We start from the raw sequence: 11630 nt of genomic DNA on the forward strand, positions 1-11630 counted from the left end.
ATTTGTGCTTCTTATTTTGTAAATGAATTATGATGAATGATACCAATGTAGCAATTAATACTCTTTATGCTATTGATGAACAAATTGATAAGCTAGTTAAGAAAATTGAGCTTTTAAGTTATGTAAATCCAATAAATATTGAAGAGCAAAAAGAACTTTTTTTTGCATCAAAATATACAATCAATCCAGTTTTTAAATATCCTACTCGCGATTTTGATAAGTTTAAGTTGCACAGAGAGTTTTTTACTTTAAAATTAGAGTTAATCGAAGATGAAAAGATTCGAAGTTTATACGAAGAGATAATTTATTCTTACTCAGGATTAATTCAGTGTATAGAAACGATAGGCGAAGAAAAAAAGTTTTACTACAATAGTTTACGATCGTTTGGTACACCAACTGAGCAAGATGTAGAAAACGCGAAGTTCATTTTACATTTTGAAACCGAAAATGAAGCTGATGCTATTTTTCAACCAAAATATTCTACAAAAGAAGCAGAAACTATTTTTAAAGAGTATGCTAATAAGTATGATTTTACTTTTAATATAAAAGAATCTTCAACTATGGGAGCCATTGCTATGGTGTTAAACAACATTCAAACATTGGTGTTAAATAGCAATCATACATTTTCTGAAAACGAAATGGCAATTTTAACTAATCATGAAGTTGGCGTACACATGGTAACAACGATGAATGGTTTGTTACATCCGCTTAAAATATTTTCTCACGGATTCCCTAACAATGTAGAAACACAAGAAGGATTAGCAGTTTTTAGTGAGTATATGTCTGGTAATTTAACCATTAAAAGATTAAAGGAATTAGCATACAGAGTTATTGCTGTTGATAGTTTAGCTAAAGGTTATACATTTTCTAAAACATTTAGGTTATTGCATAACACCTATGATTTAGAACGAGAACAAGCTTTTTATATAAGTGCTAGAGTTCATAGAGGCGGCGGATTTACAAAAGACTATTTATACTTAACAGGTTTAAAGAAAATTTACGATTATTTTCAATCAGGAAAAGACATAAGTTTGTTGCTGACAGGAAAAGTTTCTTTAGAGTTTATTGATGATATTAAATATTTAATTAAAAACAAATATGCAGTAAACTCAAAACATATTACAGATGCTTATGCAGCGAATTCTAACAAAAACAAAACTATAGATTTTATTCTGGAAAATTTAAAATAAATATGATAAAGAAAAGATTATTAGTAACGATGTTATTATTGTTTGCTATCGAAACTTTTGCGCACGATAGCGGAGTTACAAATAAAGTGATAGCGAAAAACGGTATAGGTTTAGGAGCTATGATAGCAATAGTTATTTCATGGGATAGAAATAAATCTATTTTATACGCAATTATTCATGGAATATTAGGATGGTTGTATGTGATTTATTATTTCTTAACTAAAGAAAAATAATAAAAAAGGCTCGCATTTTGCGAGCCTTTTTTATTTAGATCAGTTTTTTTACTTCTTGTTTTAAATATGCAATTGAAGTTTGAGTTGGATTCTCACTTTGAGAATAATCAATCAATACATTTTCTCGTAAATCTTTTGCAGTTTCGGCAGTTTCAGCAACTTTTCTAAGTTTTGCTATTATCGAAAGTTTTGCGGCTAAAACAGCTTTCCAACTATCTTCAGAAATATATAGTTGTTGCACTAAATTATGTTCAAACTCTTGTTCTATATTTCCAATTAAGAGTTGTAAATAGCTATTAGTGTCGGTTCCAATAGGGTTTACTCTTAATAATAATTTTGTAGGGTTTATACGTTCACAAAACAATAGCATGCGTTCGTAAGCCTGAAGTTTTATTGGCAAGCTTTCACGTTTTTTATCAACTAAAGCGTTAAACTTTTTCTCATTATTATCTTGTTCTATAAATCTGCTTAATATTAAATAAGCAACTCCACCAGTTATTAAAGCTGGTAATGCGTATGCTAATCCTTCAATAATTTTATCTTCCATAATGCGAATATACAAGTCCTGTTAAAATAGCCAATCCAAAACTTAATAAAGTTCCGATAAGCACGTATTCTGTTAATTTTCTATCTTTTGATGCGGTTAAATCTCCAAATCTAAAAATTGATTTTGCTGCGAGTAAAAAACCTACGCCAGCCCATTGATTAATGGCTATAAATACAAATATTAATAAACGTTCTAAAAAACCAATATATTTACCTGCGTTGGCTAAAGATTGTTCTTCAGATTTCTTTTCTTTTACAGGATTCCATTTAGAAATAATTGTATTGATAATAATAGACGAAGTGTAAGTAACAAAGATTAAGCAAGCGATTAAAAGTAAATTTTGTTGATTCATTACCTCAGAAAAATTAAAAGCAGCTGATTCATATAATAAAAAGGCGAATCCTATAAAAAGCAAATGCAAAGCCTGATCCACAAAAAATAAAATTCGTTTTGTGTTCTTTTTCTGGAGGTATACTTTTCCTAAATCAATAAGAAAATGAGAAACGATTATTAATAATATTCCACCAATATATTTTATATTAAATTCTAATAAAAGAAATAATAATAGCGCATGAACACCTATATGTGCATATAGTTTTAAAGATTTTATTTTCTTCTTTTTTCGATCTTTTACCCAGCTTTTAGGTTGAAAGACAAAATCGCCTAATAAATGTGCTATGAGTAGTTTTAGAAATAAAATCATGAGTCTGCAATTTTTTGTTCCATAACCTGTCTGAATCTTTTTTCTAATTTCATAATTTCATCAAAACCAGCTCTTTTTCTACGTTCACTCGCGCTGCTTTCCGAAATATCTAATCTTTTAGCAATTACTTTTTGGGTAGCTTTAGGTGTTTCTAAATACATTTTCACATACTCAGCAGAGTTTACAGTCCAGTTATCCATAACAAGTAAAGCTAGGCTAAAAGAAACATTAAACTCATCATCAACAGCACTCCAAGGTGTTTTAATTGCTAAGTTTTGTTTTTTTAATAAATGATCAAAAGCAAAACCAGAGTTTATAAAAGCTTCTCCATTGGCTTCAGTAATATTATTTGTGTCAAAGCTTTTTTCTCCAATACCAATTGCTAAACGAATATCTAATCCTTTTATTTTTTTAATAGCAGTTTTTAGTTCGATAGCAAAAAGAAAAGCATCAGAAACGTTTTTAATTTCTACCTGAAAACTATCGCCACGAAAAATCTCCCATGTTTTAGGAGAGCTCCCAGCAGCCTCAAAAATTTGCTTTAAAATAGGTAGCCACTCCGTAGTTAAGACTTTTCTAGAATTAATAATATCACCAGTTATAATGCTTGTCATTATATAAATTTTAGTAAATGTAGTTTTTCTAATTCATTTTTCAAAATAATTCGGGTTTTAAAACGAATTATTTAATTTTCGGGTTTTAAGACGAATTTTGTTTTATTTGGGTTTTAAGACGAATTTATTGAGGGAAAATAGTGAATAAAAATTGACAAATAATCTTTACAAAACCTAAAAGAATGGTTAAATTTCCGTTTTTAAAATTCTTTCAATTTTTTTCATTTGAATACTTATTTAAAGCAACTTAACGAACCACAAAGAGCAGCTGTTTTGCAAAAAGATGGCCCTATGATTATTATTGCAGGAGCAGGATCTGGTAAAACAAGAGTTTTAACCTATCGTATTGCGCATTTAATGCAACAAGGAGTCGATTCATTTAATATTTTATCGCTAACCTTTACTAACAAAGCGGCTCGTGAAATGAAAGAGCGTATTGCCGGAGTAGTTGGACATAGCGAAGCAAAGAATTTATGGATGGGAACTTTTCACTCTGTTTTTGCGCGTATTTTACGTTCAGAAGCAGATCGTTTAGGATATCCATCTAATTTTACCATTTATGACACACAAGATTCAGTTCGTTTGATAACAGCGATTATCAAAGAAATGAATTTAGATAAAGATCGCTATAAGCCAAAACAGATTTTAAGTCGAATATCGTCGTTTAAGAATAGCTTGATAACAGTTCGCGCATACTTTAATAATTCCGATTTACAACAAGCAGATTTAGAAGCAAGCCGACCAAGAGTTGGTGATATTTATAAAGCATATGTAGAAAGATGCTTTAAATCTGGTGCGATGGATTTTGATGATTTATTATTAAGAACCAACGAGTTATTAACTCGATTCCCTGAAGTATTAGCGAAATATCAAGATCGTTTTCGTTATATAATGGTTGATGAGTACCAAGATACCAATCATTCGCAATATTTAATAGTAAGGGCATTAGCAGATCGTTTTCAGAACATTTGTGTGGTAGGAGATGATTCGCAAAGTATTTATAGTTTCCGTGGAGCAAACATCAATAATATCTTAAATTTTCAAAAAGATTATCCAGATGTTAAAACCTTTAAATTAGAACAAAATTACCGATCTACAAGTAATATTGTAGAGGCTGCAAATAGTGTAATTGATAAAAATAAAACCAAGTTAGATAAAGAAGTTTGGACGGCAAACGATGCTGGAGAAAGCATTAAAATAATGCGTACAATTTCTGATGGAGAAGAAGGGCGTTTTGTAGCACAATCTATCTGGGAAAACCAAATGAACCACCAATTAACAAATGATTCTTTTGCAATTTTATATCGTACCAATGCGCAGTCGAGAGCCATGGAAGATGCGTTGCGTAAAAAAGATATTAAGTATAAAATTTACGGAGGAATCTCTTTTTATCAGCGTAAAGAAATTAAAGATTTACTATCGTATTTACGTATGTTAATCAATCCGAATGATGAAGAAGCGTTAAAAAGAATTATCAATTATCCAGCTCGTGGAATTGGCGCAACTACGATTGATAAATTAGCGATTGCGGCAAATCATTATAATAAATCAATTTTTGAAATTTTATTAAATTTAGATAAAGTTGATTTAAAAATAAACTCAGGAACAAAAACGAAATTAGAGAATTTTGTTCGTATGATTCAGCGTTTTCAAATTGAAGCAAAAACAAAGAATGCTTTTGAAATTGCTGATTTGGTAGTGAAGAATACGCAGTTAGTTAAAGATTTACAAAAAGACGGAACACCAGAAGGAGTTAATAAAGTTGAAAACGTTCAAGAATTATTGAACGGAATAAAAGATTTTATTACAGATAAAATTGAAACTGGAGAGGATTCATCTTTAGCAGTGTTTTTAGAAGATGTAGCTTTAGCAACAGATTTTGATAGTGAGAAGGATGATACACCAAGAGTTTCGTTAATGACGATTCACTTATCAAAAGGATTGGAATATCCGTATGTTTATATTGTTGGTTTAGAGGAAAGTTTATTTCCTTCGGCAATGAGTATGAATACACGTAGTGAGCTAGAAGAAGAGCGTCGATTATTTTATGTAGCTTTAACTAGAGCAGAAAAAGTAGCATATTTAACCTATGCACAAACACGTTATCGTTGGGGTAAATTAACCGACGGTGAACCAAGTAGGTTTTTAGAAGAGATTGATGAAAAGTATGTAGAGCATATTGCTCCAAAAGCACCAGAGCCATCTGCAAATCGATTTATTGATGCGAGTTTATTTGATGATTCACCTAAAAGAATTCGTTTTCAAAAACCAATTCAGAAAAAGAGACAAGAGTTTTTAGCTAAGAAAGCAAAACCAGCTGTGGTGCCACCAAAGGGAAAAATGAAAAAAGTTTCTGAAGTAAGCGCAAAAGCTAATTTATTTGACGGAGAAATTGTTGTTGGTAATTTTGTAGAGCACAATCGCTTCGGAACTGGTGAAGTAATTGCTTTAGAAGGAAAAGGACCCAATAAAAAAGCTGAAATAAAGTTTAGTACTGTGGGGAAGAAGAAATTATTATTACAATTCGCAAAATTAAAGGTAATCGGATAGCTAATCCATAATAATTACTTAATTTGCATAGATAAATTATAGAGAAATGACGTTTGATTTAGAATACAATTCAGAAAGGTCTACATTAATAATACCTGAATATGGAAGACATATCCAGAAACTAGTAAACCACTGTATTGCTTTAGAGAGTAAAGAAGAAAGAAATACAATGGCGAAAGCGATCATAGATGTAATGGGGAATTTACAACCGCATTTACGTGATGTGCCAGATTTTAAACATAAATTATGGGATCAGTTACATATCATGGCTGATTTTAAATTAGATGTTGATTCAAAATACGAAGTTCCATCTAAAGAAGAGTTAAGAGAGAAGCCAGAAAAGATGGACTATCCTAAATCGGCTTCTAGATACCGTTATTATGGTAATAATATTCAAACCATGATCGATATTGCTTTAACTTGGGAAGAAGGAGATAAGAGAGAAGCGTTGGTGTTTACCATTGCGAACCACATGAAAAAATGTTACTTAAACTGGAATAAAGATACTGTTGATGATACTGTTATCTTTAAACATTTATATGATTTATCTGGCGGAAAAATTGATTTAAGAGAGTCAGAAGAGAAACTGTCTGAAAGTAAAAATTTACTTAGAAAACGTAATAATCAAGGTAAAGGACATCATAAAAATAACCAGAAAGGAAAAAGTAATTACAGTAATAATAAATACAGAAAAAAATAAATGGCATCATTTAAAATTGAAGGAGGTCACAAATTAAACGGAACTATTACGCCTCAAGGAGCTAAAAATGAAGTATTGCAAATTTTATGTGCAGTATTATTAACACCTGAAAAAGTTGTAGTAAATAACGTTCCTGATATTATTGATGTTAATAAACTGATTTTTATCTTAGGCGAACTAGGAGTTAAAGTAGAAAAACTAGGTAGTAATTCATATGCTTTTCAAGCGGATGAAGTTAACCTTGAATATTTAGAGTCTGCTGAATTTAAAAGAGATGGAAGTTCGTTAAGAGGTTCTATTATGATTGTTGGACCGTTATTAGCTCGTTTTGGAAGAGGGTATATTCCACGTCCGGGAGGAGATAAAATTGGCCGTCGTCGTTTAGATACACACTTCGAAGGTTTTATTCGTTTAGGAGCTAAATTCCGTTATAATAAAGAAGAATATTTCTACGGAGTAGAAACCGAAACAGGTTTAGTTGGTACCGATATGTTATTAGATGAAGCTTCGGTAACTGGTACAGCTAATATTTTAATGGCTGCTGTATTAGCAAAAGGAACTACAACAATTTATAACGCTGCATGCGAACCATACATTCAACAATTATCTAAAATGTTGAATTCTATGGGAGCTAAAATCTCAGGAGTAGGTTCTAATTTATTAACTATTGAAGGAGTTGAATCTTTAGGAGGATGTGAGCATAGAGTTTTACCAGATATGATTGAAATAGGATCATGGATTGGTATGGCAGCAATGACCCGTTCTGAATTAACTATAAAAAATGTTAGCTGGAAAGATTTAGGACAAATTCCTGATGTGTTTAGAAAATTAGGAATTAAGCTAGAGAGAAAAGGAGATGATATATATATTCCTGAACAAGAAAGTTACGAGATTCAAAATTATATTGACGGATCTGTATTAACAGTTGCAGATGCACCTTGGCCAGGGTTTACACCAGATTTATTAAGTATTGTGTTAGTAGTTGCTACACAAGCAAAAGGAACAGTATTAATTCATCAAAAAATGTTTGAAAGCCGTTTGTTCTTTGTCGATAAATTAATCGATATGGGAGCCAAAGTAATTTTATGTGATCCGCATAGAGCTACGGTGATTGGTCACGATTTCAAATCACAATTAAAAGCAACTAAAATGACTTCACCAGATATTAGAGCAGGTATTTCATTATTAATTGCAGCTTTATCAGCAAAAGGAACATCAATAATTAATAATATTGAACAGATAGATAGAGGATATGAGAATATTGAAGCTCGTTTAAAATCTATCGGTGCTAAGATTGAAAGAATTAATTAATCACTTATAAATAATAAAAACCCCATGAAGAGAAATTTATTTCTTTTAGTAATTTTGTTTGCATTTACAAATGCATTTTCTCAAAAAGCTAAGTTTAAAAATGAGAAATTTGAATTAGCTTTTTCTCAACCAGAAATTTTTAAAAACTTCGAAACTTTCAGCTATGAAATTCAAGATGATGGTGTATACTGGAATCATAAATATGATGAAGATGAGAAAAAACCAGATAGTTTTAAAGATTATCCTACATTAAGATCTTTAACTCAAGGTTTAGAAATTGACGGATTAGATGAAGTTGAGAATAATGCTGATTTGCAAATAGTAGTTGGTTTTAAAGGTAGCCAATTGAAAAATAACGCAGGTGCTCTTGTTTTACAAGGGACTATGAATTTAATGATGTTTATTGATGGAGATAAATTAATTTACAATAAAATCAGAGATGTAAATTCTACTATAACTGCATACTTAAGTAACTATCCTACAGAAAATAGATTTCTAAGAAATAAATCTAAGGCAATGATTTTAACAAGCGAGGTTCAAAAAGATTTAAAAGAACTAAGTGTTTTATTTACAGGATCATCAAAAATAGGTTTATATTTTGGAGAATTTAGAAAAGTAAAAAAAGGTAAAGCTTCTGAATTTAATAAGATCTCTAAGCCCATAGTGGAAGAAATAATAAAGAATAAATCACCAGAAGCTTTGAATAAAGCAATTGAATTCTGGAAGAAACAGTTAGATGTTGATTTTGGAAAAAAATTAAAAGAAAAAAGAAAATTAAAAGTAATATACACTAACATAGCATCTGCATATATCTTATTAAATGATATAGAGAATGCTAAGAAATATGCTGATTTAGCTAAAAAGAACGCAGGGTTTTTTGATGTTTTCATGTCTGGTTATAAAGATTATTCAAAAACACAAGATTTTGTAAAGAATTATAAAACATCCGAATTTCATGAGGTTAGTAGAGAAGGAAACTATATGTATGAATTTGTATTTAAGGAAGATGGTGAGTTTGATTTAGGAAGAAAGAAAAGAAATTTCACAAAAATAGTCCTTGAAAAATTCGTTGCATATTCAGGATCTAATATAGTTTCTTTAGATAAGGGTAGAAGTCCTACCGCTAAATTATTTGTTGATGAAGAACCAACATACTTTTATACTTGTGACGATAAAGTTAAGATAGTTTTAAAAAGTGGGAAGACAATAGTTTTTAAGTTGATTAAAGGAGATTACGTTCCTTTTTATAAAGTTGAAAATGGTGATGATATTAGATTGTATTAATATTAATTATTTATAAATAAAAAAATCGTGTCATGTTGACACGATTTTTTTATTGGCAATATTATTGATAAAAGTATGCTGAAGAAATTAAAGAAACGATTTACAATGAGTAAAGATCAATATACAAAAGAAGACGAACTAAAAGATGCTTTAAAAGCCGAAGAGTTTGAAGCTAATCAAGAAGAAACTCAAGAAAACGAGGAGGTTGAGGTAAAAGAAGAACCAACGACAGAAGAGTTAATTCAAGCAGAAAAAGATAAGTATTTACGTTTATTTGCTGAGTTCGAAAACTATAAAAAACGTACCACAAAAGAGCGTATCGAACTTTTTAAAACTGCAGGACAAGAAGTAATGACAGTTTTACTGCCAATTTTAGACGATTTTGAGCGTGCTTTGACACATATTGAAGATGATAAAGAGGCAGAAGAATTACGTAAGGGTGTATTGTTGATTTATCAAAAAATGGTAAAAACATTAGAGCAAAAAGGTTTAACAGCAATTGATGTTAAACAAGGAGATGTTTTTGACGCAGAAGTTCACCAAGCTATTACACAAATACCAGCACCTTCTGATGATTTAAAAGGTAAAGTGATTGATTGTGTAGAGAAAGGATACAAGTTAGGAGATAAGATTATCCGTCACCCAAAAGTGGTGGTAGGACAAGCATAAATTAAAACTGTTGTTTGTAAAAAATAGCAGATTAGATTATTAGAATGGCAAAACAAGATTATTACGAAGTATTAGGTATTTCAAAATCGGCATCGCAGGCTGAAATTAAAAAAGCATATCGTAAAATGGCGATAAAATATCATCCAGATAAAAACCCGGATGATAAAAATGCTGAAGAAAAATTCAAGCTATGTGCTGAAGCATATGAAGTATTGAGTGATGATAATAAAAAAGCTCGTTACGATCAGTACGGTCATGCTGCTTTCGATGGTCCCCAAGGAGGTGGAGGCTTCGGAGGAGGCGGTATGAATATGGATGATATATTCAGTCAATTCGGTGATATCTTCGGCGGAGGTTTCGGTGGCTTTGGCGGAGGCGGAGGTCGACGTCAAGCTAGAGTTAAAGGAAGTAATTTACGTATTCGCGTAAAACTTACTTTAGAAGAAATTGCTAACGGAGTTGAAAAGAAAGTAAAAGTTCGTCGTAAAGTTCAAGCAGAAGGAGTTACTTATAAAACATGTACTACTTGTAATGGTTCTGGTCAGCAAATGCGAGTTACCAATACTATTTTAGGTAGAATGCAAACAGCAACTACATGTGGTACTTGTCAAGGAGCAGGAGAAATGATTGGTAGTAAACCAAACGGATCAGATGCTCAAGGATTAGTTGTTAAGGAAGAAACAGTTTCGATTAATATTCCTGAAGGAGTTACTGAAGGCGTACAATTAAAAGTAGGAGGAAAAGGGAATGAAGCTCCTGGTAAGAATTCTATTTCTGGTGATTTATTAGTATTGATTGAAGAAATTCAGCACGATACTTTAAAAAGAGAAGGAAGTAATATTCATTACGATTTATATGTTAATTTCTCTGAAGCAGTTTTAGGAACTTCAAAAGAAGTAGAAACAGTAACAGGAAAAGTTAAAATTAAAATTGAAGCAGGTACACAATCTGGTAAAATTTTAAGATTAAAAGGAAAAGGATTACCAAGTATCGAAAGATATGGTAATGGTGACTTCTTAATTCATATAAATGTTTGGACACCTCAAGAGTTAACAAAAGAACAACGAAAATTCTTTGAACAAATGCAAGAAGATGAGAACTTTAGTCCAAATCCTCAAAAATCTGATAAATCATTTTTTGAGAAAGTTAAAGACATGTTTTCTTAAAAATTAATATAAAACCTCAATCTTTTTTTGATTGAGGTTTCTTTTTAAGGAAAAAAATACATTTTTCGTGTTAATTTTTTTTAAAAGCTTTTTTTTTATTAAAAAACATTACTATATTTGTAGTGTCTAGGAGATATCCTAGGCACTTTTTCTTTTTCATAGCAATTTTCCCACTCAATTTATTGAGTGGGTTTTTTCTTTTAATATAGAAGCTAGTTTCTAAATAAACATAGTAATTTAGCTATCACAAAAATTTAAAGCAGGCCTATCTTATCGACTTGTATTTAGTGCAAGTAGGAAAGTCTGGACACCATAGAGTAGCATAGCGGATAACATCCGTCCGATGTAAATCGAGGACAAGTGCAACAGAAAGTATGTACAGGTAATGCTGTAGTGAAACCAGGTAAACTCTATGCGGTGCAATGCCATGTATATTAGAACTTGAGTGTAACTCGCACGATTCTAAAGGGTAGGCAGATTGATTTTACGAGTAATTGTAAAACTAGATAAATGATAAGAGCCTCATTTTTTTGAGGAACAGAATCCAGCTTACTGGTCTGCTTTTTTTCCTATTTAGAATCATTATAGGTTTATTTTTGAACTTTTTAAAAAACACGAATTATCATATTCGTAATTTTTCATTCTCTTTGATATTCTTTTTTT

11 protein-coding genes and 1 other RNA gene are annotated in these 11630 nt (G+C 30.9%); 9 read left to right on the forward strand and 3 right to left on the reverse strand.

Going from position 1 to position 11630, the window contains the following annotated elements; translation table 11 throughout:
- Positions 1-32: 32 nt before the first annotated feature.
- On the forward strand, positions 33-1190 hold the full coding sequence (locus tag H3Z83_RS10940) for a flavohemoglobin expression-modulating QEGLA motif protein (protein WP_317167228.1): 1158 nt from the start codon (positions 33-35) through the stop codon (positions 1188-1190).
- A 2-nt stretch (positions 1191-1192) separates the two neighbouring features.
- Positions 1193-1423, forward strand: coding sequence for a hypothetical protein (locus H3Z83_RS10945; RefSeq protein WP_246337546.1), 231 nt, complete (start codon positions 1193-1195; stop codon positions 1421-1423).
- Between the two features lie 34 nt (positions 1424-1457).
- Here H3Z83_RS10945 and H3Z83_RS10950 read toward each other — a convergent pair whose 3' ends face one another.
- Genes H3Z83_RS10950 through H3Z83_RS10960 form a run of 3 tightly spaced genes read right to left on the reverse strand, consistent with a single transcriptional unit; the run spans position 1458 to position 3287 of the window.
- A complete protein-coding gene (locus H3Z83_RS10950; protein WP_182125536.1) occupies positions 1458-1970 on the reverse strand; it encodes a DUF7935 family protein in 513 nt (170 codons plus the stop codon).
- Complete coding sequence (locus tag H3Z83_RS10955) at positions 1960-2673, reverse strand: DUF3307 domain-containing protein (RefSeq protein WP_182125537.1); 714 nt, start codon at positions 2671-2673, stop codon at positions 1960-1962. Before H3Z83_RS10955 ends, H3Z83_RS10950 begins: the two co-directional genes overlap by 11 nt.
- Complete coding sequence (locus H3Z83_RS10960; RefSeq protein WP_182125538.1) at positions 2670-3287, reverse strand: SatD family protein; 618 nt, start codon at positions 3285-3287, stop codon at positions 2670-2672. The genes H3Z83_RS10955 and H3Z83_RS10960 overlap by 4 nt, the downstream gene beginning before the upstream one ends.
- 225 nt (positions 3288-3512) lie before the next feature.
- On the opposite strand from H3Z83_RS10960, the gene H3Z83_RS10965 reads away from it, so the two are divergent.
- The 7 genes from H3Z83_RS10965 (at position 3513) to rnpB (ending at position 11535) form a co-directional block, all read left to right on the forward strand.
- Positions 3513-5837 carry an ATP-dependent helicase gene (locus tag H3Z83_RS10965; RefSeq protein ID WP_182125539.1) on the forward strand — a complete coding sequence of 775 codons (2325 nt, stop codon included), beginning with the start codon at positions 3513-3515 and terminating at the stop codon, positions 5835-5837.
- Positions 5838-5883: 46 nt separating this feature from the next.
- Positions 5884-6537 (forward strand): DUF4290 domain-containing protein, encoded by a 654-nt coding sequence (locus tag H3Z83_RS10970; protein WP_182125540.1) that lies wholly within the window; start codon positions 5884-5886, stop codon positions 6535-6537.
- Entirely contained in the window at positions 6538-7848 is a 1311-nt protein-coding gene (gene murA / locus H3Z83_RS10975; protein ID WP_182125541.1) for a UDP-N-acetylglucosamine 1-carboxyvinyltransferase, read from the forward strand.
- Between the two features lie 24 nt (positions 7849-7872).
- The gene (locus tag H3Z83_RS10980) at positions 7873-9132 is read left to right on the forward strand and encodes a hypothetical protein (RefSeq protein ID WP_182125542.1); all 1260 of its coding nucleotides are present in this window, start codon (positions 7873-7875) and stop codon (positions 9130-9132) included.
- A 105-nt stretch (positions 9133-9237) separates the two neighbouring features.
- The gene (locus H3Z83_RS10985) at positions 9238-9801 is read left to right on the forward strand and encodes a nucleotide exchange factor GrpE (RefSeq protein ID WP_182125543.1); all 564 of its coding nucleotides are present in this window, start codon (positions 9238-9240) and stop codon (positions 9799-9801) included.
- A 44-nt stretch (positions 9802-9845) separates the two neighbouring features.
- The gene (dnaJ, locus tag H3Z83_RS10990) at positions 9846-10967 is read left to right on the forward strand and encodes a molecular chaperone DnaJ (protein ID WP_182125544.1); all 1122 of its coding nucleotides are present in this window, start codon (positions 9846-9848) and stop codon (positions 10965-10967) included.
- A 256-nt stretch (positions 10968-11223) separates the two neighbouring features.
- Positions 11224-11535: RNase P RNA component class A (gene rnpB, locus H3Z83_RS10995), an RNA gene on the forward strand.
- Positions 11536-11630 lie beyond the last annotated feature (95 nt).

Source organism: Tenacibaculum pelagium (assembly GCF_014062345.1).
In the GTDB taxonomy this organism is placed as follows: Bacteria; Bacteroidota; Bacteroidia; order Flavobacteriales; family Flavobacteriaceae; genus Polaribacter; species Polaribacter pelagius.

Excerpts from the sequence above, each read along its gene's own strand:
- H3Z83_RS10940 (WP_317167228.1), top strand. The coding sequence starts at position 33 with ATGAATGATACCAATGTAGCAATTAATACTCTTTATGCTATTGATGAA.
- H3Z83_RS10945 (WP_246337546.1), top strand. The coding sequence starts at position 1,193 with ATGATAAAGAAAAGATTATTAGTAACGATGTTATTATTGTTTGCTATC.
- H3Z83_RS10950 (WP_182125536.1), bottom strand. The coding sequence starts at position 1,970 with ATGGAAGATAAAATTATTGAAGGATTAGCATACGCATTACCAGCTTTA.
- H3Z83_RS10955 (WP_182125537.1), bottom strand. The coding sequence starts at position 2,673 with ATGATTTTATTTCTAAAACTACTCATAGCACATTTATTAGGCGATTTT.
- H3Z83_RS10960 (WP_182125538.1), bottom strand. The coding sequence starts at position 3,287 with ATGACAAGCATTATAACTGGTGATATTATTAATTCTAGAAAAGTCTTA.
- H3Z83_RS10970 (WP_182125540.1), top strand. The coding sequence starts at position 5,884 with ATGACGTTTGATTTAGAATACAATTCAGAAAGGTCTACATTAATAATA.
- murA (WP_182125541.1), top strand. The coding sequence starts at position 6,538 with ATGGCATCATTTAAAATTGAAGGAGGTCACAAATTAAACGGAACTATT.
- H3Z83_RS10980 (WP_182125542.1), top strand. The coding sequence starts at position 7,873 with ATGAAGAGAAATTTATTTCTTTTAGTAATTTTGTTTGCATTTACAAAT.
- H3Z83_RS10985 (WP_182125543.1), top strand. The coding sequence starts at position 9,238 with ATGAGTAAAGATCAATATACAAAAGAAGACGAACTAAAAGATGCTTTA.
- dnaJ (WP_182125544.1), top strand. The coding sequence starts at position 9,846 with ATGGCAAAACAAGATTATTACGAAGTATTAGGTATTTCAAAATCGGCA.